The organism is Xanthomarina sp. GH4-25, assembly GCF_045363175.1.
Classification (GTDB): domain Bacteria; phylum Bacteroidota; class Bacteroidia; order Flavobacteriales; family Flavobacteriaceae; genus Xanthomarina.
The window spans coordinates 250,440-276,798 of the sequence record NZ_JBJFLO010000006.1 but is presented as its reverse complement, the minus strand read 5'-3'; the positions used below and the strand labels follow the sequence as shown (position 1 = coordinate 276,798).

General features: G+C 33.7%; 36 protein-coding genes. 7 read left to right on the top strand and 29 right to left on the bottom strand.

What is annotated here, in order from left to right; all coding sequences use genetic code 11:
• Nucleotides 1–2: 2 nt before the first annotated feature.
• The 27 genes from ykgO to rpsL form a co-directional block, all read right to left on the bottom strand.
• Nucleotides 3–119, bottom strand: coding sequence for a type B 50S ribosomal protein L36 (gene ykgO / locus ACI5KZ_RS10990; RefSeq protein ID WP_013305171.1), 117 nt, complete (start codon nucleotides 117–119; stop codon nucleotides 3–5).
• 4 nt (nucleotides 120–123) lie between these two features.
• The gene (infA, locus tag ACI5KZ_RS10985) at nucleotides 124–339 is read right to left on the bottom strand and encodes a translation initiation factor IF-1 (protein WP_007094967.1); all 216 of its coding nucleotides are present in this window, start codon (nucleotides 337–339) and stop codon (nucleotides 124–126) included.
• Between the two features lie 12 nt (nucleotides 340–351).
• Nucleotides 352–1,698, bottom strand: a complete 1,347-nt coding sequence (gene secY, locus ACI5KZ_RS10980) for a preprotein translocase subunit SecY (protein ID WP_109308681.1) — start codon at nucleotides 1,696–1,698, stop codon at nucleotides 352–354.
• 14 nt (nucleotides 1,699–1,712) lie between these two features.
• The gene (gene rplO, locus ACI5KZ_RS10975; protein ID WP_109308680.1) at nucleotides 1,713–2,165 is read right to left on the bottom strand and encodes a 50S ribosomal protein L15; all 453 of its coding nucleotides are present in this window, start codon (nucleotides 2,163–2,165) and stop codon (nucleotides 1,713–1,715) included.
• A gap of 16 nt (nucleotides 2,166–2,181) precedes the next feature.
• Nucleotides 2,182–2,361, bottom strand: coding sequence for a 50S ribosomal protein L30 (rpmD, locus tag ACI5KZ_RS10970; RefSeq protein ID WP_109308679.1), 180 nt, complete (start codon nucleotides 2,359–2,361; stop codon nucleotides 2,182–2,184).
• A gap of 12 nt (nucleotides 2,362–2,373) precedes the next feature.
• Nucleotides 2,374–2,898 (bottom strand): 30S ribosomal protein S5, encoded by a 525-nt coding sequence (gene rpsE, locus ACI5KZ_RS10965; protein ID WP_109308678.1) that lies wholly within the window; start codon nucleotides 2,896–2,898, stop codon nucleotides 2,374–2,376.
• A gap of 6 nt (nucleotides 2,899–2,904) precedes the next feature.
• Complete coding sequence (rplR, locus tag ACI5KZ_RS10960; RefSeq protein ID WP_109308677.1) at nucleotides 2,905–3,261, bottom strand: 50S ribosomal protein L18; 357 nt, start codon at nucleotides 3,259–3,261, stop codon at nucleotides 2,905–2,907.
• A 10-nt stretch (nucleotides 3,262–3,271) separates the two neighbouring features.
• Complete coding sequence (gene rplF, locus ACI5KZ_RS10955; RefSeq protein ID WP_109308676.1) at nucleotides 3,272–3,814, bottom strand: 50S ribosomal protein L6; 543 nt, start codon at nucleotides 3,812–3,814, stop codon at nucleotides 3,272–3,274.
• Nucleotides 3,815–3,831: 17 nt separating this feature from the next.
• Complete coding sequence (rpsH, locus tag ACI5KZ_RS10950; RefSeq protein WP_109308675.1) at nucleotides 3,832–4,230, bottom strand: 30S ribosomal protein S8; 399 nt, start codon at nucleotides 4,228–4,230, stop codon at nucleotides 3,832–3,834.
• Nucleotides 4,231–4,300: 70 nt separating this feature from the next.
• A complete protein-coding gene (gene rpsN / locus ACI5KZ_RS10945) occupies nucleotides 4,301–4,570 on the bottom strand; it encodes a 30S ribosomal protein S14 (protein WP_034043320.1) in 270 nt (89 codons plus the stop codon).
• 3 nt (nucleotides 4,571–4,573) lie between these two features.
• The gene (gene rplE, locus ACI5KZ_RS10940) at nucleotides 4,574–5,125 is read right to left on the bottom strand and encodes a 50S ribosomal protein L5 (RefSeq protein ID WP_109308674.1); all 552 of its coding nucleotides are present in this window, start codon (nucleotides 5,123–5,125) and stop codon (nucleotides 4,574–4,576) included.
• A gap of 2 nt (nucleotides 5,126–5,127) precedes the next feature.
• Nucleotides 5,128–5,439 carry a 50S ribosomal protein L24 gene (gene rplX, locus ACI5KZ_RS10935; protein ID WP_109308673.1) on the bottom strand — a complete coding sequence of 104 codons (312 nt, stop codon included), beginning with the start codon at nucleotides 5,437–5,439 and terminating at the stop codon, nucleotides 5,128–5,130.
• Between the two features lie 11 nt (nucleotides 5,440–5,450).
• On the bottom strand, nucleotides 5,451–5,819 hold the full coding sequence (gene rplN / locus ACI5KZ_RS10930) for a 50S ribosomal protein L14 (RefSeq protein WP_007650464.1): 369 nt from the start codon (nucleotides 5,817–5,819) through the stop codon (nucleotides 5,451–5,453).
• Nucleotides 5,820–5,821: 2 nt separating this feature from the next.
• Nucleotides 5,822–6,079: a 30S ribosomal protein S17 gene (rpsQ, locus tag ACI5KZ_RS10925; protein WP_040288031.1), complete on the bottom strand. Its 258-nt coding sequence runs from the start codon at nucleotides 6,077–6,079 to the stop codon at nucleotides 5,822–5,824.
• A gap of 13 nt (nucleotides 6,080–6,092) precedes the next feature.
• Complete coding sequence (rpmC, locus tag ACI5KZ_RS10920; protein ID WP_109308672.1) at nucleotides 6,093–6,284, bottom strand: 50S ribosomal protein L29; 192 nt, start codon at nucleotides 6,282–6,284, stop codon at nucleotides 6,093–6,095.
• Between the two features lie 13 nt (nucleotides 6,285–6,297).
• Complete coding sequence (gene rplP, locus ACI5KZ_RS10915; RefSeq protein ID WP_109308671.1) at nucleotides 6,298–6,717, bottom strand: 50S ribosomal protein L16; 420 nt, start codon at nucleotides 6,715–6,717, stop codon at nucleotides 6,298–6,300.
• Between the two features lie 20 nt (nucleotides 6,718–6,737).
• Nucleotides 6,738–7,460 carry a 30S ribosomal protein S3 gene (gene rpsC / locus ACI5KZ_RS10910; RefSeq protein ID WP_109308670.1) on the bottom strand — a complete coding sequence of 241 codons (723 nt, stop codon included), beginning with the start codon at nucleotides 7,458–7,460 and terminating at the stop codon, nucleotides 6,738–6,740.
• Nucleotides 7,461–7,469: 9 nt separating this feature from the next.
• Nucleotides 7,470–7,877 carry a 50S ribosomal protein L22 gene (gene rplV / locus ACI5KZ_RS10905; protein ID WP_109308669.1) on the bottom strand — a complete coding sequence of 136 codons (408 nt, stop codon included), beginning with the start codon at nucleotides 7,875–7,877 and terminating at the stop codon, nucleotides 7,470–7,472.
• Nucleotides 7,878–7,883: 6 nt separating this feature from the next.
• Nucleotides 7,884–8,162 carry a 30S ribosomal protein S19 gene (gene rpsS, locus ACI5KZ_RS10900; RefSeq protein WP_109308668.1) on the bottom strand — a complete coding sequence of 93 codons (279 nt, stop codon included), beginning with the start codon at nucleotides 8,160–8,162 and terminating at the stop codon, nucleotides 7,884–7,886.
• A gap of 6 nt (nucleotides 8,163–8,168) precedes the next feature.
• Nucleotides 8,169–8,993, bottom strand: a complete 825-nt coding sequence (gene rplB, locus ACI5KZ_RS10895; protein ID WP_109308667.1) for a 50S ribosomal protein L2 — start codon at nucleotides 8,991–8,993, stop codon at nucleotides 8,169–8,171.
• Between the two features lie 10 nt (nucleotides 8,994–9,003).
• Nucleotides 9,004–9,294, bottom strand: a complete 291-nt coding sequence (gene rplW, locus ACI5KZ_RS10890) for a 50S ribosomal protein L23 (RefSeq protein WP_040492195.1) — start codon at nucleotides 9,292–9,294, stop codon at nucleotides 9,004–9,006.
• A 7-nt stretch (nucleotides 9,295–9,301) separates the two neighbouring features.
• Nucleotides 9,302–9,931, bottom strand: a complete 630-nt coding sequence (gene rplD / locus ACI5KZ_RS10885; protein ID WP_109308666.1) for a 50S ribosomal protein L4 — start codon at nucleotides 9,929–9,931, stop codon at nucleotides 9,302–9,304.
• Complete coding sequence (rplC, locus tag ACI5KZ_RS10880) at nucleotides 9,931–10,548, bottom strand: 50S ribosomal protein L3 (RefSeq protein ID WP_109308665.1); 618 nt, start codon at nucleotides 10,546–10,548, stop codon at nucleotides 9,931–9,933. The genes rplD and rplC overlap by 1 nt, the downstream gene beginning before the upstream one ends.
• Before the next feature lie 124 nt (nucleotides 10,549–10,672).
• Entirely contained in the window at nucleotides 10,673–10,978 is a 306-nt protein-coding gene (gene rpsJ / locus ACI5KZ_RS10875; RefSeq protein WP_010181931.1) for a 30S ribosomal protein S10, read from the bottom strand.
• A gap of 12 nt (nucleotides 10,979–10,990) precedes the next feature.
• On the bottom strand, nucleotides 10,991–13,117 hold the full coding sequence (gene fusA / locus ACI5KZ_RS10870; RefSeq protein ID WP_109308664.1) for an elongation factor G: 2,127 nt from the start codon (nucleotides 13,115–13,117) through the stop codon (nucleotides 10,991–10,993).
• Nucleotides 13,118–13,123: 6 nt separating this feature from the next.
• On the bottom strand, nucleotides 13,124–13,600 hold the full coding sequence (rpsG, locus tag ACI5KZ_RS10865) for a 30S ribosomal protein S7 (protein ID WP_109308663.1): 477 nt from the start codon (nucleotides 13,598–13,600) through the stop codon (nucleotides 13,124–13,126).
• Between the two features lie 24 nt (nucleotides 13,601–13,624).
• Nucleotides 13,625–13,999 carry a 30S ribosomal protein S12 gene (gene rpsL / locus ACI5KZ_RS10860; RefSeq protein WP_109308662.1) on the bottom strand — a complete coding sequence of 125 codons (375 nt, stop codon included), beginning with the start codon at nucleotides 13,997–13,999 and terminating at the stop codon, nucleotides 13,625–13,627.
• Nucleotides 14,000–14,382: 383 nt separating this feature from the next.
• Between rpsL and ACI5KZ_RS10855 the strand changes: the two genes are divergently transcribed.
• The 6 genes from ACI5KZ_RS10855 (at nucleotide 14,383) to rlmB (ending at nucleotide 23,313) form a co-directional block, all read left to right on the top strand.
• Entirely contained in the window at nucleotides 14,383–16,011 is a 1,629-nt protein-coding gene (locus ACI5KZ_RS10855) for a POTRA domain-containing protein (RefSeq protein WP_406847646.1), read from the top strand.
• A gap of 120 nt (nucleotides 16,012–16,131) precedes the next feature.
• Nucleotides 16,132–19,314, top strand: a complete 3,183-nt coding sequence (locus ACI5KZ_RS10850; protein WP_406847645.1) for a SusC/RagA family TonB-linked outer membrane protein — start codon at nucleotides 16,132–16,134, stop codon at nucleotides 19,312–19,314.
• Between the two features lie 12 nt (nucleotides 19,315–19,326).
• On the top strand, nucleotides 19,327–20,742 hold the full coding sequence (locus ACI5KZ_RS10845) for a SusD/RagB family nutrient-binding outer membrane lipoprotein (protein WP_109308660.1): 1,416 nt from the start codon (nucleotides 19,327–19,329) through the stop codon (nucleotides 20,740–20,742).
• A 19-nt stretch (nucleotides 20,743–20,761) separates the two neighbouring features.
• Nucleotides 20,762–21,649: a hypothetical protein gene (locus ACI5KZ_RS10840; RefSeq protein ID WP_406847644.1), complete on the top strand. Its 888-nt coding sequence runs from the start codon at nucleotides 20,762–20,764 to the stop codon at nucleotides 21,647–21,649.
• Nucleotides 21,650–21,677: 28 nt separating this feature from the next.
• Entirely contained in the window at nucleotides 21,678–22,511 is an 834-nt protein-coding gene (locus ACI5KZ_RS10835) for a hypothetical protein (RefSeq protein WP_406847643.1), read from the top strand.
• A gap of 67 nt (nucleotides 22,512–22,578) precedes the next feature.
• A complete protein-coding gene (rlmB, locus tag ACI5KZ_RS10830) occupies nucleotides 22,579–23,313 on the top strand; it encodes a 23S rRNA (guanosine(2251)-2'-O)-methyltransferase RlmB (RefSeq protein ID WP_406847642.1) in 735 nt (244 codons plus the stop codon).
• A gap of 7 nt (nucleotides 23,314–23,320) precedes the next feature.
• Here rlmB and ACI5KZ_RS10825 read toward each other — a convergent pair whose 3' ends face one another.
• Entirely contained in the window at nucleotides 23,321–24,082 is a 762-nt protein-coding gene (locus ACI5KZ_RS10825; protein ID WP_406847641.1) for a rhomboid family intramembrane serine protease, read from the bottom strand.
• Nucleotides 24,083–24,218: 136 nt separating this feature from the next.
• On the opposite strand from ACI5KZ_RS10825, the gene ACI5KZ_RS10820 reads away from it, so the two are divergent.
• Complete coding sequence (locus ACI5KZ_RS10820; protein ID WP_406847640.1) at nucleotides 24,219–25,496, top strand: replication-associated recombination protein A; 1,278 nt, start codon at nucleotides 24,219–24,221, stop codon at nucleotides 25,494–25,496.
• On the opposite strand, the gene ACI5KZ_RS10815 is transcribed toward ACI5KZ_RS10820, so the two are convergent.
• Nucleotides 25,493–26,335, bottom strand: a complete 843-nt coding sequence (locus tag ACI5KZ_RS10815) for a hypothetical protein (RefSeq protein WP_109308654.1) — start codon at nucleotides 26,333–26,335, stop codon at nucleotides 25,493–25,495. The two genes, ACI5KZ_RS10820 and ACI5KZ_RS10815, sit on opposite strands and share 4 nt — an antisense overlap.
• Between the last annotated feature and the right edge of the window lie 24 nt (nucleotides 26,336–26,359).

Genomic DNA, 26,359 nt, shown 5'->3' with positions numbered 1-26,359 from the left:
AACTATCCTTGTCTTTGTTTGAATCTAGGATTCTTTTTGTTAATTACGTAAAGTCTACCTTTTCTGCGCACGATTTTACAATCTGCACTTCTTTTTTTAACTGATGCTCTTACTTTCATCTTGTTAGTATCTATAAGTTATTCTAGCCTTAGTTAAATCGTAAGGACTCATTTCTAATTTTACTTTGTCTCCTGGTAATAATTTTATGTAATGCATACGCATTTTACCAGATATATGCGCTGTCACAATGTGACCATTTTCTAGTTCAACACGGAACATGGCATTTGATAATGCTTCTATTATTGTTCCATCTTGTTCTATTGCTGCTTGTTTTGCCATAGTATATATAAATTAAGCTACTGCTTTTCTATTTTTACCTGTTTTCATCAAGCCGTCATAATGTCTATTTAACAAGTAAGAATTTACTTGTTGCATAGTATCAATTGCAACTCCAACCATAATTAATAGTGAGGTTCCTCCGAAAAACAATGCCCATCCAGATTGTACACTCATTAGCTTTACTATAATGGCTGGGAACACAGCTATTAATGCTAAGAATATAGATCCTGGCAATGTAATTTGCGACATTATTTTATCTAAATATTCGGAAGTTTCACCACCTGGTCGAATACCAGGAATAAAACCACCACTACGTTTTAAGTCGTCTGCCATTTTGTTTGTTGGTACTGTAATTGCCGTATAAAAGTATGTAAATACTATAATTAATAACGCAAATACAAAATTGTACCAAAATCCAAATATATCAGCAAAATTTGTTTGCATCCATTGTCCTGCTCCAGTATCTTTTAAGAAAGAAGATCCACCTATTAGACTTGGCACAAACATAATGGCTTGAGCAAAGATAATTGGCATAACTCCAGAAGCATTTAATTTTAATGGTAAAAACTGTCTAGAGCCCATAACGTTTTTCTCATAACCTCCTGAAGCAGTTCTTCTAGCATATTGAACAGCTATTTTTCTAACAGCCATAACTAACATAATTGATGCTAAAATGATGACTAACCAGATTACTAGCTCGAAAAGAATTAACATGACGTTATTCCCTTCTAATCTAGAAGATGCATTTTGCAAAAATGCTTTTGGTAATGTTGCTATAATACCAACCATAATTAATAATGAGATTCCATTACCAATACCTTTATCGGTAATTTTTTCTCCTAACCACATAGCAAAAATACAGCCTGTAACTAGTATAACTATAGATGAAAAATAAAACAATCCTCCAGTACCTAATAAAAAGGCACTTTGTGGAATACCAAATGCTGTTGGTAAACTAGCTAAATAACCTGGTGCTTGCACCAAGCAAATGGCAATTGTTAACCAACGTGTAATTTGAGTTATTTTCTTTTGACCACTAGCTCCTTCTTTTTGTAATTTCTGCAAATATGGAATAGCAATTCCCATTAACTGAACTACAATTGAAGCAGAGATATAAGGCATAATTCCTAAAGCAAAAACAGAAGCATTAGCAAATGCTCCTCCTGTAAATGCATTAAGTAATCCTAATAATCCTGACTCAGTATTGCTTTGCAGGTTCTCTAATTGAGAAGCATCAATACCAGGTAAAACCACTTGTGCGCCAAAACGATAAACTAATAACAGACCAAGTGTTACAATGATTCTGTTTCTTAATTCCTCTATTTTCCAAACATTCTTAAGTGTCTCTATAAATTTCATGCGCTTGTTTGTGATTATAAAGTTACAGTTTCTCCTCCTGCAGCTTCAATCGCAGCTTTTGCTGAAGCGGTAAACTTATGAGCAGATACTTTTAATTTAGCTTTTAATTCGCCTCTTCCTAAAATTTTAACTAGTTCATTTTTTCTAGCTAATCTTAAAGCAACAAGTGTTTCAAAATCTAAAGTATCTTTAATTTTCTTTTCGTCTACTAATTGTTGTAAAGTATCAAGATTAATTCCTTGATGTTCTATACGATTTATGTTAGTAAAGCCAAACTTTGGTACACGTCTTTGAAGAGGCATCTGACCACCTTCAAAACCAATTTTCTTAGAATATCCTGAACGAGATTTCGCTCCTTTATGACCTCTTGTTGCTGTGCCACCTTTTCCAGAACCTTGACCACGACCAATACGTTTTCCTTGACTTTTAACTGAACCTTCTGCAGGTTTTAAATTACTTAAATCCATTTTCAGTGTTATATTTTTAAGCTTCCTCTACAGAAACTAAATGTGAAACTTTAGCAACCATACCAAGAATATTTGGTGTGGCATCGTGCTCTACTACTTGACCAATCTTTTTAAGACCTAGAGCTTCTAATGTACGCTTTTGTCTTAATGTACGCTTGATCGCACTCTTAACTTTTTTTACTTTTATCTTTGCCATCGTTTTCTGTTATTAACCTTTAAAAACTTTTTCTAGTGATATACCTCTATCACGAGCTATCGTTTTAGCATTTCTTAATTGTAATAATGCATCGAATGTAGCTTTAACAACATTATGAGGGTTTGAAGAACCTTGAGATTTAGATAATACATCGTGTACTCCAACTGCTTCAAGTACTGTTCTCACAGCACCTCCAGCAATAACTCCTGTTCCAGGTGCTGCAGGTATAATATTTACTCTTGCTCCACCATATTTACCTTTTTGTTCGTGTGGTAAAGTTCCTTTTACTAAAGGAATACGTACTAAATTTTTCTTAGCATCTTCTACTGCTTTTGCAATAGCACTAGCTACGTCTTTAGATTTCCCTAAACCGGAACCAACGACACCTGCTTCATCTCCAACAACAACAATTGCTGAAAATCCGAATGCTCTACCACCTTTAGTTACTTTTGTAACTCTTTGAACACCAACTAAACGATCTTTAAGATCTAATCCACTTGGTTTTACTAACTCTGCGCTTTTGTATTTCTGATACATAATTTCTTAGAATTTAAGTCCTGCTTCTCTAGCTCCTTCTGCTAATGATTTTACTCTACCATGGTATTGGTATCCACCTCTATCAAAAGAGATTGAATCTACACCAGCCTTAAGGGCTTTTTCAGCTACTGCTTTACCTACTAAACCAGCAATTTCTGATTTGGTACCTTTTGCAGAACTAATGTCTTTATCTCTAGATGATGCTGCACTGATAGTTTTACCAGATACGTCATCAATTACTTGAGCATAAATTTCTTTATTACTTCTAAAAACAGATAATCTTGGTCTAGCTTCAGTTCCTGAAACTATTTTACGAATTCTGCTTTTAATTCTTAATCGTTTTTCGTTCTTTGTTAATGCCATAACTTAATTATTAAGCTGATTTACCTGCTTTTCTTCTTAGTACTTCTCCTACAAACTTAACCCCTTTACCTTTGTAAGGCTCTGGTGGTCTAAATCCACGTATTTTTGCAGCTACTTGACCAACTAATTGTTTGTCTGAAGATGTTAATTTTACTATTGGATTTTTTCCTTTTTCAGAAATTGTTTCCACTTTAACTTCAGATGCAATATCTAAAACAATGTTATGTGAAAACCCTAAGGCTAAATCTAATTTTTGTCCTTGATTTGATGCTCTATAACCAACACCAACCAATTCTAATTCTTTTGTCCATCCTTTAGATACTCCATTAATCATATTATTAATTAGAGATCTGTAAAGTCCGTGTTTTCCTTTGTGTACTTTAGAATCTGAAGGGCGTTCTACTAACACATTTCCATCTTCAACTTTAATTGTAACATCAGAATATTCTTGAGATAATTCTCCTAAATTTCCTTTTACTGTTACAACATTATCGTTAATATCAACTGTAATTCCTGCTGGAATTGCTACTGGGTTATTACCTATTCTTGACATGTCTTATTCGCTTTTAATTAGTAAACGTAACAAAGTACTTCTCCACCTACGTTATTTCTTTGAGCTTGTTTGCCAGTCATTACGCCATGAGACGTTGAAACTATAGCAATACCAAGACCATTTAAAATTCTAGGTAATTCTTTAGAACTTGCATACTTACGTAAACCTGGTTTACTTATTCTTTGAATCTTTCTAATTACAGATTCTTTTGTTTCTTTGTTGTACTTAAGAGCAATTTTAATTGTTCCCTGTACAGCATTGTCTTCGAATTTGTAACTTAAAATATATCCTTGTTCGAATAATATTTTAGTAATTTCCTTTTTTAAATTAGAAGCAGGTATTTCTACTACTCTGTGGTTAGCACGCACAGCATTTCTAATTCTTGTTAAATAATCCGCTATTGGATCTGTATTCATAGTTATTAAATTTCGGAATCGGTTTTTAACTTTATTGTTAAACCTAAAACCAGTTTATAATTCTTTTATATTACCAGCTAGCTTTTCTAACTCCTGGTATTAAACCTTGATTGGCCATTTCTCTGAATGTAACACGAGAAATACCAAATGTTCTCATATAACCTTTAGGTCTTCCTGTTAGTTTGCAACGGTTGTGCATTCTTACAGGGGAAGCATTTTTAGGTAACTTTTGTAATGCTTCATAATCTCCAGCTTCTTTTAAAGCTTTACGTTTTTCAGCATATTTAGCTACTGTTTTTGCTCTTTTTACCTCACGGGCTTTCATTGATTCTTTAGCCATATCTTAATTCTTTTGAAAAGGTAATCCTAATTCTGTTAATAATGATTTTGCTTCTTTGTCTGTTGCAGCAGTAGTTACAAATGTAATATCCATTCCTGATATTTTATTCACCTTATCGATATCGATTTCTGGGAAAATAATTTGTTCAGTAATACCCAAGTTGTAATTTCCTCTACCATCAAATCCAGTCGCTTTTATTCCATTAAAATCTCTTACACGAGGTAAGGCTGAAGTAATTAAACGGTCTAAAAATTCGTACATTCTTTCACCACGTAAAGTTACTTTTGCACCAATTGGCATCCCTTTACGTAATTTGAATGATGCAACATCTTTTTTAGAGATAGTCGCAACGGTCTTTTGTCCAGTTATAGTTGTTAATTCATCAATAGCATGATCAATTAATTTTTTATCAGCAACAGCTGCTCCAACTCCTTTAGATAAGACTATCTTTTGAAGTTTTGGCACTTGCATGATGTTTTTATAACCAAATTCGTCTGTAAGAGCTGCAGTTATTCTGCTTTTGTACTCTTCTTTAAGTCTAGGTGTATATGCCATAACTATATTACTTCGTTTGATTTTTTTGAAAATCTTACTTTATTATCGCCTTCCATTCTATATCCAACTCTTGTTGTTTCTCCTTTTGAAGTTAACAATGATAAGTTAGAAATTTGAATAGCTGCTTCTTTTTCTACGATTCCACCTTGAGGATTTTGTGCACTTGGTTTTGTGTGTTTCTTAACCATGTTTACTCCCTCAACGATCGCTTTGTTTTTATCTAGTAATACTTTAAGTACTTTACCTTCAGACCCTTTATGATCTCCAGCTATTACTTTTATAGTATCTCCCGATTTAATTTTAAGCTTTGTCATTTTATTTTGTATTAAAGCACTTCAGGTGCTAATGATACAATCTTCATGAATTGTTTATCACGAAGTTCTCTTGCAACAGGACCAAATACACGAGTTCCTCTCATTTCACCCGTTGGGTTTAATAAAACACATGCATTATCATCAAATCTAATATAAGATCCATCTGGTCTTCTTACTTCTTTTCTAGTACGTACTACTACTGCAGTAGAAACAGCACCTTTTTTAATGTTTCCATTAGGTGTTGCATCTTTTACTGTAACAACTATTTTGTCACCTACAGAAGCGTATCTTCTTTTAGTTCCACCTAGAACACGTATGGTTAATACTTCTTTTGCTCCAGTGTTATCAGCTACCTTTAATCTTGATTCTGTTTGTATCATAATTATTTAGCTCTTTCAATTATTTCAACTAATCTCCAACATTTAGATTTACTCATAGGTCTTGTTTCCATGATCTTTACAGTATCTCCAATATTACAATCGTTTGTTTCGTCGTGCGCCACATATTTCTTTGTTTTTAACACGAACTTTCCATACATAGGGTGTTTTACTTTTTTAACCTCTGCAACAACTATTGATTTTTGCATTTTGTTACTAGTAACGATTCCTATACGTTCTTTTCTTAAATTTCTTGTTTCCATCATTTCGGCAGAATTATTGTAAATCTCTTTTAGTTAATTCAGTCGCAATTCTAGCTACGTCTCTTCTAACGTTACGTAATTGAATTGGGTTCTCTAAAGGAGAAATTGTGTGAGTCATTTTTAAATCTAAATAACTCTTTTTAGTTTCACTAAGCTTCTCTTGCAACTCAGCTACAGATAATTCTTTAATTTCTGATTGTTTCATAATATCAAATAAATTATGCTTCGTAATCTCGAGCAATTATAAACTTAGTTTTAACTGGTAGTTTTTGTGCTGCTAGACGTAATGCTTCTTTTGCAACGTCTAAAGGCACTCCACCTACTTCAAATAATATTCTTCCTGGAAGCACAGATGCTACCCAGTATTCTACAGCACCTTTACCTTTACCCATACGTACTTCAAGAGGTTTCTTTGTAATAGGCTTGTCTGGAAATATTTTAATCCATAACGACCCTTCTCTTTTCATATAACGAGTAGCAGCAATACGTGCAGCTTCTATTTGACGTGCAGTAACAAAGCTAGTGTCTAATGATTTTATACCAAAAGTACCACTTGATAAAAGGTGCCCTCTTCCGGCATTTCCTTTCATACGTCCTTTTTGTTGCTTACGAAATTTTGTTTTTTTAGGCTGTAACATTTTTCTTGTTCTTTAAAAAATTACTTTCTACGACGAGGTTTATTATTTCCACCACGTCCTCCGGCTCCACCTTTTCCTTGCTTCTTAGATAATCCAACAAGCGGAGAAAGTTCTCTTTTACCATATACTTCACCTTTCATGATCCATACTTTAATCCCTAATCTACCGTAAGTAGTATGGGCCTCAACTAAAGCATAGTCAATATCGGCTCTGAATGTAGATAATGGAATACGACCATCTTTATAATGTTCGCTACGTGCCATTTCAGCACCATTTAAACGACCACTAATTTGGATCTTAATTCCTTCTGCATTCATTCGCATAGTTGCAGCGATTGCCATTTTGATTGCACGTCTATATGAAATACGATTTTCAATTTGACGAGCAACACTTGCTGCTACTAATTGCGCATCAAGTTCCGGTCTTTTAATTTCAAATATGTTTATTTGAACTTCTTTACCTGTAATTTTCTTAAGTTCTTCTTTTAACTTGTCTACCTCTTGGCCACCTTTTCCGATAATAATACCAGGTCTAGCGGTAGTGATAGTAACGGTTACAAGTTTAAGAGTTCTTTCGATAATTACTCTTGAAACACTAGCTTTGGATAAACGTGCATGTACGTATTTTCTGATCTTATCGTCTTCGGCAAGTTTGTCGCCATAATCGTTTCCTCCGTACCAGTTAGATTCCCATCCTCTGATAATTCCTAAGCGATTTCCGATTGGATTTGTTTTTTGTCCCATACTTCTATCTTAACTTTGTGTGTTATTGTTAGCTCCTACCACTAATGTTACGTGGTTTGAACGTTTTCTAATTCTGTGTGCACGACCTTGTGGTGCTGGACGCAATCTTTTTAACATTGATCCACCATCTACACGAATCTCCTTAACAAATAATTCAGCTTCTTCAATACTTGCATCTTCGTTCTTTGCTTGCCAGTTTGCAATTGCAGACAGTAACAAAGTTTCTAAACGGTTAGATGCTTCTTTTTGGCTAAATTTTAAAATATTAAGCGCTTTCTCTACGCGTTCGCCTCTTACTAAATCGGCTACTAAACGCATTTTTCTCGGTGATGTAGGACAGTTATTAAGTTTAGCAAAAGCGATTTCTTTTTTTGCTTCCTTAATAGCGTCTGCCATTTGTTTTTTACGACTTCCCATAGCTTACTACTTTTTACCTTTGTTTTTAGCACCTGCATGACCTCTAAAAGATCTTGTTGGTGAAAATTCTCCTAACTTATGACCTACCATGTTTTCAGTTACGTAAACTGGAACAAATTGGCGACCGTTATGTACTGCAATTGTTTGTCCAACAAAATCTGGAGTAATCATCGAGGCTCTAGACCACGTTTTGATTACTGTTTTCTTGTTAGTTTCTACATTTGTAGCAACTTTCTTCTCTAGTTTATAATGAACGTAAGGTCCTTTTTTTAATGATCTTGACATGACTTATTATTTCTTTCTACGTTCTACAATATATTTATTACTCGCTTTTGTTTTAGAACGGGTTCTATAACCTTTAGCAGGTATACCATTTCTAGAACGTGGATGTCCACCAGAAGATTTTCCTTCTCCACCACCCATTGGATGATCTACAGGATTCATTACTACTGGTCTTGTACGAGGTCTTCTACCTAACCATCTTGTTCTACCAGCTTTACCTGATACTAACAATTGATGATCTGAGTTAGAGACAACGCCTATTGTAGCCATACATGTTACTAACACTAAACGGATTTCACCAGACGGAAGTTTAATAGTTGCAAACTTACCATCTCTTGCCATTAATTGTGCAAAAGTACCAGCACTACGAGCCATAATAGCTCCTTGCCCTGGACGCAACTCTATACAAGAAATAATAGTTCCTAAAGGAATATTACTTAATGGCATAGCGTTACCAATCTCGGTAGGAGCAGTATCGCCTGATACTACTGTTTGACCTACTTGTAATCCATTTTGTGCAATAATGTATGCTTTTTCACCATCTTGATAATTCAATAATGCGATAAAAGCGGTTCTGTTTGGATCGTACTCGATAGACTTAACTTCAGCAGGAATACCAGCTTTGTTACGCTTAAAATCGATAATACGATACTTTCTTTTATGACCTCCACCTATATAGCGCATGGTCATTTTTCCTTGACTGTTTCTACCACCAGACCTTTTGTTCGGAACGAGTAAACTCTTTTCCGGCTTATCAGTAGTTATGGCGTCATACCCATTTACTACTCTAAATCGCTGTCCTGGTGTGATTGGTTTTAATTTTCTTACTGACATTTGTCTTTAATTACATGTTACTGTATAAATCAATCATTTCACCTTCCGCCAGTTGTACAATTGCCTTTTTAACAGCATTTGTTTTACCATGTTGAATACCAGTTTTTGTAAACTTAGTTTTTCTATCTGGACGGACATTTATAGTACGAACTTTTTCAACAGAAACTCCATAAGCAGCTTCCACCGCTTTTTTGATTTCTACCTTGTTCGCCTTGGTATTCACTGCGAAAGTATAGCAGTTTCTTAACTCGCTATCTGCAGTCGCTTTTTCTGTGATTATAGGTTTAATTAAGATGTTCATCTGTTTCTTATTTACTTAAATTCGATTCAATTCCTTCTAAAGAACTCTCTAACAATACTACTTGATTAGCATTTAATATTTTATAAGTGCTTAATTCTGTGTTTGTTACAACTTCAAGTCCTTTTAAATTGCGTGACGACAAATATACATTATTATTTGAAGCACCCAACACAAAGAGAGATTTTTTGTTTTCTAGGTCTAAAGCTTTTAAAACAGCTGTAAAGTTTTTAGTCTTTGGAGCATCAAAATTAAAGTCTTCTAATACGACTATAGATTTCTCATTTGCTTTAATACTAAAGGCCGATTTACGTGCTAAACGCTTTAGGTTTTTGTTTAGTTTGATGCCGTAGTTTCTTGGTCTAGGACCAAACATACGTCCACCACCTCTAAAAACACCAGACTTAATAGATCCAGCTCTTGCTGTACCTGTTCCTTTTTGTTTTTTAATCTTACGTGTACTACCAGAAATCTCAGCTCTTTCTTTCGACTTGTGAGTTCCTTGTCTTTGGTTTGCTAAATATTGTTTAACATCCAAGTATACAGCATGATTGTTAGGCTCAATAGCGAAAACTGCGTCAGAAAGGTCTGCCTTTCTTCCAGTTTCTTTTCCGTTTATATCTAAAACTGCTACTTTCATTATTTTTGAATAATTACATAAGCGTTTTTATGACCAGGAACACATCCTTTAACCACAAGTAGATTCTTTTCAGCAACTACTTTTAAAACTCTTAAATTTTCAACTTTCACTTTATCGGTTCCCATTCTTCCTGCCATCTTCATTCCCTTGAATACTCTTGCAGGATAAGATGCAGCTCCAATAGAACCTGGTGCTCTTAAACGGTTATGTTGTCCGTGAGTAGCTTGACCTACACCCGCAAAACCGTGACGTTTAACAACCCCTTGAAATCCTTTACCTTTAGAAATTCCAGAAACATCTACGAATTCTCCTTCTGTAAAGTGTTCTACAGTGATTGCATCACCTAATTTGTACTCCTCATCAAAACCCTTAAACTCAGCGATTTTGCGTTTTACAGAAGTCCCTGCTTTTTTAGCGTGACCTAAGTCAGCTTTAGTAGCACTTTTTTCTGTCGCGTCATCGAAACCAAGTTGGATAGCACTATAGCCATCAACATCTTCAGTTCTGACTTGGGTAACGATACATGGTCCAGCTTCGATTACTGTACATGGAATGTTTTTTCCATTTTCATCGAAAATGCTGGTCATACCGATTTTTTTTCCTATTAACCCAGACATATTTATTAATTATTAATTATTACTATTCTATTTATTAAAATTCAAGGCTGAAAAATACGTTTCAGCCTTGAATTGTATTTTTCCGTTTTTCCTTAACCATCGTTAAGGACATGTTTACTTACACTTACACTTTAATCTCTACTTCAACTCCACTTGGTAATTCAAGTTTCATTAAAGCGTCAATTGTTTTAGAAGATGAAGAGTAAATATCTAATAATCTCTTATAAGAGCTTAATTGAAATTGTTCTCTAGACTTCTTATTTACGTGTGGTGAACGCAATACAGTGAAAATTTTCTTGTGAGTTGGTAATGGAATTGGTCCCGTTACAACAGCTCCTGTGCTTTTTACTGTTTTTACAATCTTTTCAGCAGACTTATCAACTAAATTGTGATCGTAAGACTTTAATTTTATTCTAATTTTCTGACTCATTTTCTTTTAGTTTTAAGCTTCTACGCCTTTAGCTGCTTTGATTACTTCTTCTGAAATATTTGAAGGAGTTTCCGCATAATGTGAAAATTCCATTGTTGATGTCGCACGACCTGATGATAATGTTCTTAAGGTTGTTACATAACCAAACATTTCAGATAATGGTACAGTAGCTTTTACAGTTTTTGCACCAGCTCTATCTCCCATACTACTCATTTGACCTCTTCTTCTATTCAAATCTCCTACAATATCACCCATGTTTTCTTCTGGAGTGATAACTTCAAGCTTCATAATAGGCTCCATGATTACAGCTTTAGCTGCTTTTGCACAGTTTTTAAATCCTAACTTAGCTGCTAATTCGAACGATAATTGATCTGAATCGACATCGTGATAAGATCCATCTTTCAATGTTACTTTCATTGAGTCTATTTCGTATCCTGCTAATGGTCCATTAACCATTGCCATTTTAAATCCTTTTTCAATAGAAGGGATAAATTCTTTAGGAACGTTACCACCTTTAATGATTGATTCAAATTGTAGACCTACTACTCCTTCATCTGCTGGCTCTACCGTAAATACAATATCTGCGAATTTACCACGACCACCAGATTGTTTTTTGTAAACTTCTCTATGATCTGCAGAAGCTGTAATAGCTTCTTTATACTCTACTTGAGGTTGTCCTTGGTTTACTTCAACTTTAAATTCGCGACGTAAACGATCAACAATAATATCTAAGTGAAGCTCACCCATTCCAGAAATAATAGTCTGTCCTGAAGCTTCGTCTGTTCTTGCTGTAAAAGTAGGATCTTCTTCAGCTAATTTAGCTAAAGCCATTCCTAATTTATCGACATCTGCCTTTGTTTTAGGTTCCACTGCAATACCAATTACTGGATCAGGGAAGTCCATAGATTCTAAGACAATAGGATGTTTTTCGTCAGACATAGTATCACCAGTCTTAATATCTTTAAATCCTACTGCTGCTCCAATATCTCCAGCTTCAATAAAATCGATAGCATTTTGTTTATTAGAGTGCATTTGATAGATACGAGAAATACGTTCTTTTTTACCTGAACGGTTATTCAAGATATAAGAACCTGCATCTAGACGACCAGAATAAGCTCTAAAGAATGCTAAACGTCCTACGAAAGGATCTGTTGCAATTTTAAATGCTAATGCTGAAAAAGGCTCATTAACACTAGGCTTACGTCTTTCTTCATTGCCTGTTTCAGGATTAGTACCTATAACGCTTTCTCTATCCATTGGAGAAGGCAAGTAACGACATACAGCATCTAATAAGAACTGCACACCTTTGTTTTTAAATGAAGAACCACAAACCATAGGAATAATAGCCATATCCATTACAGCAGCTCTAAGCGCAGCGTGCACTTCTACTTCTGTAATAGAATCTTCATCTTCCATGAATTTTTCTAATAAGTCCTCATCATAACTTGCTACCTCTTCGATTAATAAAGCACGATATTTACGTACTTCATCTTTCATGTTTTCAGGAATATCAACAACATCGAAAGTAGATCCGTAGTTATCATCATGCCATACAATAGCTCTGTTTTTAACTAAATCTACAATACCTTTAAAGTCTTCTTCATCACCAATGTTCAAAACAATTGGCACTGCATTAGACTTCAACATGTCTTTTACTTGTTGACAAACACCTAAAAAATCAGATCCTTGACGGTCCATTTTATTAACGAAACCAATTCTAGGCACTTTATAGTTATCTGCTAGTCTCCAGTTAGTTTCAGATTGTGGTTCTACACCATCTACTGCACTAAACAAAAACACTAGACCATCTAATACACGTAAAGAACGATTTACTTCAACCGTAAAATCTACGTGACCAGGAGTATCAATAATGTTAAAATGGTAATCTTGAGCATCTTCTGTTGGCTCTCCATTTTCTTTAGGAAACGTCCAATCACAAGTTGTTGCTGCAGAAGTTATTGTAATACCTCTTTCTGCTTCTTGCTCCATCCAGTCCATTGTAGAAGCTCCATCATGAACTTCTCCAATTTTATGAGACACACCTGTATAAAACAAGATACGTTCTGTTGTAGTGGTTTTTCCAGCATCAATATGAGCTGCAATACCAATATTTCTAGTAAGTTTTAAATCTCTTGCCATTTTATATTAAAATCTAAAGTGTGAAAATGCTTTATTTGCTTCAGCCATTTTGTGTGTATCAACACGCTTTTTAACTGCAGCTCCTTCTTCTTTAGCTGCTGCTAAAATCTCTGATGCTAATCTTTGCGCCATAGACTTTTCGTTTCTTTTACGAGAATAGCTAATAAGCCATTTCATTGCAGTAGAAACTTTTCTATCTGGACGAATTTGCATAGGAATTTGGAATGTTGCACCACCAACTCTACGACTACGTACTTCTACGTGAGGCATAACGTTAGATAAAGCGTCTTTCCACAACTCTAAAGCTGTTTTTTCTTCTTCTGTTTTCTTTTGATCTACAATGTCAATAGCATCGTAAAACACTTTAAAAGCTACTGACTTTTTACCATCCCACATCATCATGTTAACGAAACGTGTCACTAACTGATCATTAAAACGCGGATCTGGTAAAAGCGGTCTCTTTTTTGCTGCTCTTTTTCTCATGTCTTCTTCTTAAGTTTTCTTTAATTAACTTTTAGGGCGTTTCGCTCCGTATTTAGATCTACGCTGTGTTCTTCCTGCAACACCTGCTGTGTCTAAGGCTCCACGAACGATATGATATCTAACTCCTGGCAAATCTTTTACCCTTCCACCTCTAACCAATACTATCGAGTGCTCTTGCAAATTGTGTCCTTCTCCTGGGATGTAAGCATTTACTTCTTTACCATTTGTCAACCTTACCCTTGCTACTTTACGCATTGCTGAGTTAGGTTTTTTTGGTGTTGTAGTATAAACACGAGTACATACTCCACGTCTTTGTGGACACGAATCTAAAGCAACCGATTTACTCTTCTTGGTTATTTTGGTTCTTCCTTTTCGTACTAATTGTGAAATTGTTGGCATATATTTTCTATAATATTTTACTAATACCTCTTATTAGAGGGCTGCAAAGGTAGAAATATATTTTAATTTTTCAAACGTTAATTGATTAATTTTCACTTGATAGACGATTTTTTTTTTGAAGTGTTTAAAAAATACTGAATTCACTTACAGGACACTCCCTTCTAACTTCTATATTTTAAAGCCTTCTAAATAAAAATATACACCTTGATTCTTTCGAAGATTTTATTTGAATTAAAAAAATTAAAGTTGTCAATATATAATAAGTCTGCTTTTTGCGTTAGTTTTACAATTCAAATAGCTATTTACAAATATACGTGTCTAGAATACCCATTTTACTACTTATTATATATAGCCTATTTTCAATAGAAGCTACTTGCCAGACTTTGAATTTAAAAATTACAGGTAAAGACAGTTTAGAGAACAAAGTTATTGACTCTATTAAATATGTCAAGCAGCATAAAGATTATGAATCTGTATCAAAAGAGGTCTCTGAATTTAAATCTAAATTAAATACTATTGGTTATATAGAGAGTGTCATGTCGGCAATACAAAGAGAAAATGACTCTTCTTTAGTTGTTAACATGAATCTGAATAGAAAATTTGAATACATCAACATCTATTTTAATGATAGTTTGCTACCTAGAAAAATCATACAATTAGTGTCTAATAAAATTACAGATAGGTATTTTACAATCGCAATTCAAAATACAGAAAAAACCCTAAACACTATTAATTTAAAACTTTCAGAATTAGGTGACCCTTTTAGCACATTAAAACTTTCGAACATCAAAATTAAAAACAACTCTGAAATTGATGCCACTCTAATATTGTCTGACAAAATAATGATTCGCCATATCGATAAGATTGTTGTGAAAGGTTATGAGAAATTTCCAAAATCGTATTTAAAATATTATTTAAAAATAAAAGAAGGCGACATTTTCAATCTATCTGAAATTAAGAATCAATCCAAATCTTTAAGCGAATTACCTTTTGCTAACCAAATAAAAGATCCCGAAATATTATTCAGTAAAGATTCGACAACGGTATATTTATATATTGACAAAAGCAGGAGTAACAATTTTGATGGTTTCATAGGGTTTGGCACCAATGAAGAAACCAACAACATTGAATTTAGTGGCTACCTAAATTTAGAGCTTATTAATAATTTAAATTATGGAGAGTCTTTTAGGTTAATATATAAAAGTGATGAAAATGAGCAAAAAACATTTAATGTTAAATTAAACCTCCCATATATATTTGGCACACCATTAGGCACAGAATTAGAGTTAGGGTTATTAAAAAGAGATTCATCGTATTCAACCTCTAACCAAAATGCTAAATTATTTTATCAATTAAACCCAAGAAACAAAGTATTTGCAGGAGTAAGATCTATTCAATCAAACAACTTATTAGATTCCATTTATAGAGACCCACTTATAAAGGATTTTAAAACTTTGTTTTATAATGTAAGGTATCAATATAAAAAACGACAAAAAGAAAGTGTATTATTTAGCACGACTTCGTTATTAGATTTTCAAGTTGAAACAGGGTCTCGCGACTACGAGAACACTTCAACAAAACAGTATCAATATTATTTTGATGCTTTTCATATATTCCATCTAAACCTTAAAAACAGCATTTACTTTAGAGTTAATAGCTATGGGTTATTTTCCGACACCTATCTCGAAAATGAATTAATTCGTTTTGGAGGTATCAATTCCATAAGAGGTTTTGAGGAAAATAGTTTATCTGCAACTCTATATGGGCTATTTAATACAGAATACAGATATATGTTTAACAATAGTATCTATGTTCATACAATTATAGACGCCGCTTATTTTGAAAATAAAATAACGGAGCAGAAAGAAAAGTTATATGGTTTTGGGTTTGGATTTGGCTTAATTACAAAAGCTGGACTCTTAAAATTTAATTTTGCGAATGGGAAAACAGAAAATCAATCCTTTAAGTTCTCTAATTCTCAAGTACATTTAAGTTTAACAGCATTTTTTTAAGGGTATATTAACTAAAAATGAGGCTATTTTTAAAAAAAAATGAAATTTTAACCCTTAAATATTGTTTAATTAACTTTTTATTATGATTTTTGGCGTAGACTAATTCAAATAAAATATAAAATGAAAACAAAGTTTAGTGGAATTTTAACGCTATTCCTAGCGTTTGTTGTGCAATTTACGTTTGCACAGGAAAAAACAATTTCAGGAACTGTGTCCGATGAAAACGGGTTACCCCTTCCTGGAGTTAATATTATTGTAAAAGGTACGACAAATGGTACACAAACAGATTTTGATGGAAATTACTCCATATCTGCAAGTGCTGGTGATGTCTTATCTTACTCTTTCGTAGGTTATACTAAAAAAGAAATGACTGTTGGAGCTTCCAACAACATGAGTTTTAGTATGGCACCAGATGTTACTGCAATTGATGAAGTTGTTGTAACGGCTCTTGGTATTAAAAAAGAAGAGAGAAGTATTGGGTATTCTGCCCAAAACCTTAAATCTGATGAATTAACCACAGTTCCTGTTACAAACGTCGTTGACGCATTATCAGGTAAAGTAGCTGGGGTTAACATTACTAAATCTTCTGGAGATATAGGTGCTTCTACGCGTATTACGATTAGAGGTATTTCTACTATTTACGGAAACTCTCAGCCTTTAATTGTTGTTGATGGTGTAATAATGAACAACTCTACATTTGCAGAAACAAATTCAGGTACAGATTTACCTAATGGTCTTGCAGATATCAACCCTGAAGACATTGAAAGTTTAAATGTTCTTAAAGGTGGTGCTGCAACATCTCTGTATGGTATGAGAGGTCAAAATGGTGTAATTGTAATTACAACTAAAACAGGATCTAAAAAAGAAGCTTTAGGTATTTCATTATCTAGTAATGTAAGTTTCTCTAATCCTTATATCTTCCCAGATTATCAAAACTCTTATGGTCAAGGTCACTCACCAAGTTACTTTGAATTTAAAGATGGTTTTGGTTATGATGGTGGAGCTATTTCTAGAGACGGTGGTACTGACGAAAGTTGGGGACCTGCTTTAGATGCTGGTTTTGATTTTATTCAATTCCAATCATTAATTGACAATCCAGACAATCCACAAGCACAACCATGGGTTTCTAACCCTGACAGTGTGAAAGATGATTTCTATAACACTGGATTATCTACAACAAACACGTTATCTTTAAATGGTTCTTCTGATAATGCTTCTTATAGATTATCTATGGGATTAACAGATGCTGAAGGTATTATTTACAATACAGATTTGAAAAAATACAATATTTCTGCAAATGTGAACTTTGATTTAAGTGACAGATGGAGTGCTGGAGTTACAGCAATGTATGTTAAAAGTCAATCTGATAACAGAAATGCAGTTGGATATGGTGATGTAGACAACCAAATTGGTCAATTAGTATGGGGAGCAAGACAAGTTGATTGGTCTTTATTAAGAGACTGGCAAAACCTTCCATTAATTGAAACCAACAATCCTGGTATCTATACTCCACTAAACTGGAATTTAAATTTCAACAATAACCCTTTCTGGGCACTTGATAACAACTTACACCCTTGGGAAAGAAACAGATGGTTAGGTTCTGTGAATCTTGCTTACGAGATTACAGATAACTTAAACATTTCTGCTTCTACTGGTATCGATTATTTTGATGATACAAGAGAGGTACAACGTTCTTTTGGTACTGTAGATTACCGTAATGGGTATTACAGCTTAACTAATAGAAATAGTTATGAAGTAAATACACAAGCCATTTTATCTTACGATACTAAAATTGGAGCTAGTGAAGACTTTGGTTTAAACTTAAGTGTTGGTGGAAATATCATGAAAACTAAATACAGAGCTTTTCAAGGTATTGCTGAACAATTAGTTTTAGATAAATTATTTAATTTATCAAACTCTAGTTCATCTCCATTAATTACTGATACTAGTTCTGAAAGTGCTATTAACAGTTTATTTGGTACAGGTCAAATTAGCTATAAAAACTATATCTATTTAGATTTTAGTGGTAGAAATGACTGGGCTTCAGTGCTTCCAGCATCTAACAATAGCTTCTTCTATCCTGCTGCATCTTTAAGTGTTGTTGCTAGTGATATGTTAAGCATTGATAAGAACATAGTTTCTTTCTTAAAAGTAAGAGGTTCTTGGGCAAAAACTGGTAGTGCAGGTCCTTTAAGTGCTTACAATGTTGCACCATCTTATAGCTTAAGTGGTTTCCCTTTAAACGGAACTGACCCAACAGCTTTTATTGGAACAACTTTATGGAATGAAAACATTAAGCCTCAAGAAGAAACAGAATTTGAAGTTGGATTTGATGGAAGATTTTTCTCTAACAGATTAAGAGTAGATTTCTCTTATTACAACAAAGAAGCTGTTGATGTAATTTTACCTGTTGATGTATCTGCTGCATCTGGCTTTGCTAGTGTATGGGATAATGCTGCTACTATTACAAATAAAGGTATTGAGTTAGTTCTTGGTGCTGATATTATTAGAAGCAAAGAAGCTGGTGGATTCAATTTTGGAATTGATGTAAACTTTGGTAAAAACGATAACGAAGTTAGCGATATAGCTGGTGATGCTGTAAATTTAACATCAGGTGGTTTATGGAACGTAAATACACAAGCTAGAAATGGTTACCCAATTGGTGTAATCTACGGTCCTGCTTTTGCTCGTACTGATAGCGGTGAAATTATTTACGATAATGGTTTACCTGTTTACGATAGTGAATACAAAGTATTAGGAAACTCTCAAGCAGATTGGACTGGTGGTTTAGCACTTAATGCTTCTTATAAAGGATTTAGTTTTAGAACTTTATTCGATGTGAAAAGTGGTGGTGATGTATATTCTCAAACTAATACTTGGGGTATGTTATCTGGAGTACTTGCTGAAACACTTCCTGGTAGAGAAACTGGAGTTATTGGAAATGGTGTAATGTCTGACGGAAACGGTGGATATGTACCTAACAATGTAGTTCAAACAGCTCAAGGTTACTACTCTACTGCATTTAGTCAAGGGGTTGCAGAATCTTCTGTATTCGATGCATCTTTTGTAAAATGGAGAGAACTTTCATTAGGATATTCAATTCCTTCGAAATTATTCAATAACATTCCAATCCAATCTATCGATTTAGGTTTGAATGTAAGAAATCTTGCTATACTTTATAAAAAGGCTCCACATATTGATCCTGAAACTGCATTTGGTACAGGTACTGGTCAACAAGGTTTAGAGTATGCTCAAACTCCATCGGCTAGAACAATAGGCTTTAGCGTAAATGTTAAATTTTAATTAAAAAAAAAGATGAAAAAATATAATAAAATATCTTTATTGTTGTCTTTATTCCTTGCATTAGGACTTACTAGTTGTGATAAAGATTTCGATGAAGTTAATACAGATCCTAATAATCCTACAGAAATTATTGTAGATTTAGAATTAGGTTTTATTGAAAGAACTTTTGTTAATAGAGTAAATGATTACTTTTTAACAGGAGAAGCTGCAAATGCTTGGACGCAACATTTATCTAAGCCAGTATATAACGATGCTGATAGATATTTCCCTAGAATAGGTTCTATAGATAATTTATTTGTAAACATATATACTAGTGTCATTAATGAGGCTCAAGATATGCAAGCCTTAGCTGCTGCTGAAGGTAATAGAGCTGTTCAAGGTGTTGCTTTAACTATACAAGCAATGGCATTTCAAACTTTAGCTGATGCTTTTGGAGATATTCCAGTAAGCGAAGCTAATCAAGGAGGTGCAAACCCATTTCCAGCTTACGACACTCAAGCTGCTGCTTATGGACAGATCTTTAATATGTTAGATTCTGCTATGGCAATGTTAGATGGAACTGGAGCTATTACTCCTGCTCAAGATTTAATGTATGGTGGAGATATTTCTAAATGGAAAAAATTAGCTGCTTCAGTTAAATTTAGAGCCATGATGAGAATTTCTGATACTGGTCAATTTGATGCAAGTGTTTTACAAGCTTTAGCAAATAGTGGTAATTTAATTGTAAATGCTTCTGATGATGCCTTTATTACATATGCAACAGAAAATGCACCAAATACAAATCCATATTACGGAATTGTACAAGGTGGTAGATCTGGAGAATGGTGTATGGGTAAAGCTCTTGTAGATCATATGCTTTCAACTGGAGATCCTAGACTTCCAGTATACGCAAATGAAGTAGATGCTGGTGGATATGTTGGGAAACCAGCAGGATACCTTAATCCAGGTTTAGCAGGTTATGCTCCTGGTTTAGTTTCTGAAATTGGTGATGCTTATATGGCTGCTGATGCTCCTGTATATTTATTGTCTGCTGCTCAAATAAACTTATTATTAGCAGAAGCTGCTGATGCAGGTTATATTGGTGGTAACGCAGCAAATTATTTCCAAGCTGGTATCAATGCTTCTTTAGTTAGAAACGGTTTAGCTTCAGGTTCTTTCTCTCCTGCATTCTCAACACAAGCTATTGCTGAGCAATTATGGGTTTCGACTTATATGCAAGGTTTAGAGCCATGGAACGAGTGGAGAAGAACAGATATCCCTGCTAATTTACCATTAGCTGTAGATAATGCTCCTGGTGTTAATTCAATACCAACTAGATATACTTACCCTACTAGTGAACAATCTTTAAATGCTGCAAATCTTGCTGCTGCAATTGCAAATCAAGGTCCAGATTTATTGACTACGAAAGTAGATTGGGATAGAAATTAATTAAAAAAAAATAAAAAAGATGAAAACTAAATATTTTACAAAAATCATGATTTTGGCTTTATTAGTATCCGTATTTTCTTGCGATACTGATGATGAGTCTGAAGTCTTAAATGATAAAGATACTGCTGGAGTTTTAATTAGCGTATCTACCTCTTCTGGAGCTTTATTAGGATCACCTGAATCAGGGGTACCTATTGAAGATGCAACAGTAACTTTCACAGAAGTAGGGATGACTTTCAATTTATTACAAACTTCAGGTAGTATGGATGGTGTGTCTAAATTAGAAGTTGTTAAAATTTACAATGGAGATTTAAACCAAGGTAAAACTGAAGTAACAGTTGCTGAAACAACAACACTTCCTTATACTTTCAGTCTTACTACTATAGATGAATTCTTAGCTGGTTCTGGAGTAACAGAAGACCAATTAAGAATTGGTGATAACTTTGTATTTAGAGTTAAAATTCACCAAACAGATGGGGATGTATATTACTACCATAATCCAATGGGAAGATATGCACTAACTGTTAATTGCGCTAGTGATTTAAATGGAATCTATACAGTAACAAATTCTGTATGTGGACCTGGAACTACTAATGGTGGAATTCCTCCAGTTGCAATTACACAAAACTCTGATGGTACTTGGTATGCTGAAACTGCTGATGGTGGTTTATTACAATTCTGTACTAGCAACAATATTCCTAACCCAGGTAGCTTTGCTATTGGTTGTGGTGGTGTTGTTGATGCATCTGGTACTTCAGGTGGTCCAGATTATTGTACTTACTCAGGTGGTGCAATTGGTTGTATTACTGGTGGTTCTTGGAATCAAGATACTGGGGTATTACAATTACAACATCAAGATGATTTCTTTGGTATAGGAGCTTATACTTCGACATACGTAAGAAACTAGTTAGTAACACTTAATAAATTTAAACAAAATGAAAAAAATAAATAAATTATTATTCTTATTTGCATTATGTACAGGTGTAATAACTACTTCTTGTAGTGAAGACGATTATACTGGAGATAGTATGATAAACTTTACAGCTCCTACAGTAGCTTTAGCTAGTAGTAGTGCTGTAGATGTTCCTGAAAGCATGATTGACCCGGGAGATGGATATGATGTTAGTGTAACAGTATCTATTCCAGAGGCTGTTAAAGCTGATATATATATTCCTTTAGTTAAAACTGGTGGAACTCTTGGTTCAGATTATTATGAGCTTGGAACTATTGCTTTAGCTGCTGGATCAACAAGTGGTACTGGAGTAGTTACTGTTTGGGATAGTGGTATGGCTGGTGCTAAAACTTTACAAGTTGGAGCTAGCGATAACGTAGCTAATGCTAATGTAAACGACTTTACAGTTTCTATTAATTTAGTAGATGACACACTTAATTCTGTATTAGATTGGTCTGGTGAAGTAGTTAGTGGTGGGAATACTTACAGCTTATGTGATGTTGATTTCGACTTATTAGTTATGGATTCAATGGGTAATGATACTGGAATTTATGATGCAGCTACTGGTGATTGTCCAGAATATCTTAATTTTGATTCAACACTTGCTGATGGTGTTTACACTTTAGTTGTTAGTTTATATGATAATCCTCTTTCTAGTTTAGGCTTAGGTGCTGAAATGCCAGTTACTCTAAACTATAACGGTTCTGCTAATGGAACTATTATTTTGGATGATTATACAACCAATTCAACAAGTGGTGACATTGAAGTTGCAACCGTAACTAAAAATGGATTTAGTTTTACTGTTACTCCTTTATAGTAAGTAATCAAATTATAATTCTAAAAACCATCTCGAAAGAGGTGGTTTTTTTTATACATTTGTTTTTATGGAAAATAGCACACAAATATTTGGTTTAAGAGCCATTATAGAAGCCATAAATTCTGGAAAAACTATCGAAAAAGTGTTTCTTCAAAAGGGTTTACATGGAGATCTATTTAACGATTTAGAAACGTTGATAAGAAAAGAAAATGTTAATAGTTCTTATGTTCCTGTAGAGAAATTAAACAGGTTGACAACTAAAAACCATCAAGGAGCTGTAGCTCAAATTTCTCCTATAGAATTTTATAATATAGAAGACCTTGTGTTACGTGTAGTGGAATCTGGAAAAGTACCATTGTTCTTACTTCTTGATCAAATAAGTGATGTTAGAAATTTTGGCGCAATTATTAGAACTGCTGAATGTACCGGAGTTGATGCTATAATAATACAGAAAAAAGGTGGTGCTCCCGTAAATGGTGATACTATAAAAACAAGTGCAGGTGCTGTATTTAAAGTACCTATTTGTAAAGTAGACCATATTAAAGATGCGATGTTTTATTTACAAGCTTCTGGCATTAAAGTGATTGCTGCTACAGAAAAAACAGATCAAACGATTTATGATGTCTCATTTATAGAACCATGTGCCATAATTATGGGCTCGGAAGGTAGAGGTATTAATCCATCGGTTTTAAAACTAGTAGATGCTAAAGCGAAATTACCATTATTAGGTGAGATAGAATCTTTAAATGTATCTGTGGCGTGTGGTGCTATACTTTATGAAACCATAAGGCAAAGACGTTAATTGTTTTTTAAGTTTCATCGCTATCTACATGTTTCTCTTTAGGAATAAACGTATAGTGGATTGTTGGACTTGCCTCCTTTTCTATTTCAAGTTCTGTTTCAGTCTCTAAGTGTTCAATAAAGTTACCATTATCATCGAAATGTTTTAAAAAAGGATCTTCGTCTTCTTTAAAATCCTCTTCTTCCCAAACATATTTTTTAGGTCTAGCAATTTCCTTTTTAAATATTAAAGCAAAAAGCATCCCAGTTACTAAACCAGCCGTATGGCCTTCCCAAGAAACCCCTTCTTTAATAGGTAAGACATACCATATCATACTCCCATAAAGAAAGACAACAAGTAAGGATAAAGCAATTAACCGATAATGTTTTGCTAAAATGCCTTTAAAAAAAGTAAAACTTACCAACACATAAATAAGTCCACTGGCTCCAATATGATAAGATGGTCGCCCTATACTCCAAGTTATTAAACCCGATAACAATATGCCATAAATTAAGATTTTCCAAGCAATAGGTTTATAGAAATAAAATATAGCTGCTGTTAAAACAAATAGAGGAATGGTATTATGATATAAGTGAGACAAGCCAGAATGAATAAACGGACTAAACAAAACACCACGTAATCCTTTAAGGGTTTGCGGATAAATCCCAAATTTTGTAAAATCTAAACCAAATCGAATTTCAATCCAAAATATCGTCCATATAAGTAACACAAAAAAAATGGGTACCAATACAACAGCATTTGAAAATTGAAATTCTTCTTTTGTTTTCATATTTAAATTTAAACTATTTATTACAAATACACGACCATAGTTAATATTCGTGTTAAATTGTCAGAACAATTAAAAAGTACCACATTTCTTTTTAAGAAAATTCAGTCTTCGTCTTATTTTGTGTTATTTTTACATTATGAATGAGCCATTAGCTGAAAGATTACGTCCAAAAACTTTAGATGACTATATCAGTCAAACACATCTAATTGGTGAACATGGTGCATTAACCAAACAAATCAAGCAGGGCTTAATACCTTCCATGATTTTATGGGGACCTCCTGGAATTGGAAAAACTACTTTAGCTAATATAATTGCAACTGAATCTGGCAGACCTTTTTACACATTAAGTGCCATTAGTTCAGGTGTTAAAGATGTTAGGGATGTAATTGAAAAAGCAAAAACAAGTGGAGGCTTATTTACAACTAAAAATCCAATTCTTTTTATTGATGAAATTCATAGGTTTAGCAAATCGCAACAAGATTCTTTATTACAAGCTGTTGAAAAAGGTTGGGTGACTTTAATTGGAGCCACTACCGAAAATCCTAGCTTCGAAGTTATTCCTGCACTTTTGTCAAGGTGTCAAGTTTATATTTTAAATTCTTTTAGCAAAAACGATTTAGAAGCGCTTTTAAAGCGTGCAATTGAAAAAGATGAGATAATATCTAAAAAAAACATCAAACTTAAAGAAACAGACGCCCTATTACGTCTTTCTGGAGGAGATGCTAGAAAATTATTAAACATCTTCGAACTGATAGTGAATTCTGAAGCGACAGAACATATTACAATTACAAACGAAGCTGTTTTACAAAAAGTTCAAAACAACACCGTTCGATATGATAAAACAGGTGAACAGCATTACGACATTATTTCAGCATTTATAAAATCGATTCGTGGAAGCGACCCAAATGGAGCTGTATATTGGTTAGCTAGAATGATTGAAGGTGGAGAAGATATGAAATTTATTGCTAGAAGATTACTTATTCTTGCAAGTGAAGATATTGGGAATGCCAATCCTACAGCTTTAATTATGGCCAATAATACTTTCCAAGCAGTATCTACCATTGGGCATCCAGAATCGCGCATTATTTTAAGTCAATGTGCTACGTATTTAGCTTGTTCGCCAAAAAGTAATGCTGCATATCAAGCTATTAGTAAAGCACAACAATTGGTTAAAAACACTGGTGACTTATCGGTGCCATTAGAAATTAGAAATGCACCAACCAAATTGATGAAAGAACTGGGTTATGGCGACAATTATAAATATGCCCATAATTATCAAAACAATTTTGCTGAGCAAGAATTTTTACCCGAGGAAATTAAAAATTCGAAGTTATACGATCCAGGTAACAATGCTCGAGAAAATGCCCATCGTGAATTTCTAAAACTTCGTTGGAAAGATAAATACTCCTATTAGAATTTAATATTTAATCTGGTATCTTTTACCTGACCATCGTTTTCAGACACATACCAAAAAGTGCCTTCCTTTATTACAATGGCATTTTTATCTTGAACAATAAACACTTCAGGGTTTCTGGTTTGCAATAAAACCATAACGACTTTTGAAGCATTATTTACCAATTGATAACCACTGTTTGTTTTCTGTGCAAATAAAACAGTTTCTTTTGTTTCAACACTTTCAGAAGCCAGCTCTGGTGTTTCATTTACAACAGAATCGACAGTTGATACAGCAACTGCAGTTTCTGAAACTATTTGAGTTTCTTTTTCTTGTTTTAAGATAGCAATTTCTTCTTTTAGTTGTTCTATTTCTTGGTCTGCTGCTTTATTTTTTGAACTTCCCTTTGCTAAAATAGTTTCATTAGGCTTGTAGTTATAATTTAAAGCATTTACATATAAAAAAGCATCTCTTAATGCTTTATTATAAGCTATTGAATAAGTTTTTTCAGTACTCTCCCCTTCTTGTGATAGAAAAATGACTTCGTTATTGCAGTTTTTTAATTCTATAATTAGTTTTCTTTTAAAAGTTCCGGACACATCAATAACATCCGATTTTAAACCTAAGCATGGATTAAATATTAAATCTTCTGGAAATTGTTCGTCTTCTTTTAGAGCAATAAAACCATATTTATTAAATAAAAAATGAGAAATTGAATTTAGCTGAAATTCATCTGGTTCGTCCAAAAATCTGAATTCACTTGGAACAATAACGTATTTATAGTCATTAACACTGTTCTGTGAAAAGGCTGAAAGCGAAGAAAAGATTACTATAGCAATACAAAGAAATTTCTTAAACATTTTGAGTACAATTTAATTCGTGTA

Coding starts and splice junctions, on each gene's coding strand:
- ykgO (WP_013305171.1), bottom strand. CDS start 119: ATGAAAGTAAGAGCATCAGTTAAAAAAAGAAGTGCAGATTGTAAAATC.
- rplD (WP_109308666.1), bottom strand. CDS start 9,931: ATGAAAGTAGCAGTTTTAGATATAAACGGAAAAGAAACTGGAAGAAAG.
- rpsG (WP_109308663.1), bottom strand. CDS start 13,600: ATGAGAAAAAGAGCAGCAAAAAAGAGACCGCTTTTACCAGATCCGCGT.
- rplR (WP_109308677.1), bottom strand. CDS start 3,261: ATGGCATTAACAAAGAACGAAAAACGATTAAGAATTAAAAGCAGAATT.
- rpsL (WP_109308662.1), bottom strand. CDS start 13,999: ATGCCAACAATTTCACAATTAGTACGAAAAGGAAGAACCAAAATAACC.
- rplO (WP_109308680.1), bottom strand. CDS start 2,165: ATGGATTTAAGTAATTTAAAACCTGCAGAAGGTTCAGTTAAAAGTCAA.
- ACI5KZ_RS10840 (WP_406847644.1), top strand. CDS start 20,762: ATGAAAACTAAATATTTTACAAAAATCATGATTTTGGCTTTATTAGTA.
- secY (WP_109308681.1), bottom strand. CDS start 1,698: ATGAAATTTATAGAGACACTTAAGAATGTTTGGAAAATAGAGGAATTA.
- ACI5KZ_RS10820 (WP_406847640.1), top strand. CDS start 24,219: ATGAATGAGCCATTAGCTGAAAGATTACGTCCAAAAACTTTAGATGAC.
- rplV (WP_109308669.1), bottom strand. CDS start 7,877: ATGGGAAGTCGTAAAAAACAAATGGCAGACGCTATTAAGGAAGCAAAA.
- fusA (WP_109308664.1), bottom strand. CDS start 13,117: ATGGCAAGAGATTTAAAACTTACTAGAAATATTGGTATTGCAGCTCAT.
- rplF (WP_109308676.1), bottom strand. CDS start 3,814: ATGTCAAGAATAGGTAATAACCCAGTAGCAATTCCAGCAGGAATTACA.
- rpsE (WP_109308678.1), bottom strand. CDS start 2,898: ATGTATCAGAAATACAAAAGCGCAGAGTTAGTAAAACCAAGTGGATTA.
- ACI5KZ_RS10835 (WP_406847643.1), top strand. CDS start 21,678: ATGAAAAAAATAAATAAATTATTATTCTTATTTGCATTATGTACAGGT.
- rplE (WP_109308674.1), bottom strand. CDS start 5,125: ATGGCATATACACCTAGACTTAAAGAAGAGTACAAAAGCAGAATAACT.
- rpsC (WP_109308670.1), bottom strand. CDS start 7,460: ATGGGACAAAAAACAAATCCAATCGGAAATCGCTTAGGAATTATCAGA.
- ACI5KZ_RS10845 (WP_109308660.1), top strand. CDS start 19,327: ATGAAAAAATATAATAAAATATCTTTATTGTTGTCTTTATTCCTTGCA.
- infA (WP_007094967.1), bottom strand. CDS start 339: ATGGCAAAACAAGCAGCAATAGAACAAGATGGAACAATAATAGAAGCA.
- rplN (WP_007650464.1), bottom strand. CDS start 5,819: ATGATACAAACAGAATCAAGATTAAAGGTAGCTGATAACACTGGAGCA.
- rpmC (WP_109308672.1), bottom strand. CDS start 6,284: ATGAAACAATCAGAAATTAAAGAATTATCTGTAGCTGAGTTGCAAGAG.
- rplP (WP_109308671.1), bottom strand. CDS start 6,717: ATGTTACAGCCTAAAAAAACAAAATTTCGTAAGCAACAAAAAGGACGT.
- ACI5KZ_RS10815 (WP_109308654.1), bottom strand. CDS start 26,335: ATGTTTAAGAAATTTCTTTGTATTGCTATAGTAATCTTTTCTTCGCTT.
- rpsS (WP_109308668.1), bottom strand. CDS start 8,162: ATGTCAAGATCATTAAAAAAAGGACCTTACGTTCATTATAAACTAGAG.
- ACI5KZ_RS10850 (WP_406847645.1), top strand. CDS start 16,132: ATGAAAACAAAGTTTAGTGGAATTTTAACGCTATTCCTAGCGTTTGTT.
- rpmD (WP_109308679.1), bottom strand. CDS start 2,361: ATGGCAAAGATAAAAGTAAAAAAAGTTAAGAGTGCGATCAAGCGTACA.
- ACI5KZ_RS10825 (WP_406847641.1), bottom strand. CDS start 24,082: ATGAAAACAAAAGAAGAATTTCAATTTTCAAATGCTGTTGTATTGGTA.
- rlmB (WP_406847642.1), top strand. CDS start 22,579: ATGGAAAATAGCACACAAATATTTGGTTTAAGAGCCATTATAGAAGCC.
- rpsN (WP_034043320.1), bottom strand. CDS start 4,570: ATGGCTAAAGAATCAATGAAAGCCCGTGAGGTAAAAAGAGCAAAAACA.
- rpsQ (WP_040288031.1), bottom strand. CDS start 6,079: ATGGAAACAAGAAATTTAAGAAAAGAACGTATAGGAATCGTTACTAGT.
- rplW (WP_040492195.1), bottom strand. CDS start 9,294: ATGAACATCTTAATTAAACCTATAATCACAGAAAAAGCGACTGCAGAT.
- rplC (WP_109308665.1), bottom strand. CDS start 10,548: ATGTCTGGGTTAATAGGAAAAAAAATCGGTATGACCAGCATTTTCGAT.
- rpsH (WP_109308675.1), bottom strand. CDS start 4,230: ATGAATACAGATCCAATAGCGGATTATTTAACAAGAATTAGAAATGCT.
- rplX (WP_109308673.1), bottom strand. CDS start 5,439: ATGACAAAGCTTAAAATTAAATCGGGAGATACTATAAAAGTAATAGCT.
- rpsJ (WP_010181931.1), bottom strand. CDS start 10,978: ATGAGTCAGAAAATTAGAATAAAATTAAAGTCTTACGATCACAATTTA.
- rplB (WP_109308667.1), bottom strand. CDS start 8,993: ATGTCAGTAAGAAAATTAAAACCAATCACACCAGGACAGCGATTTAGA.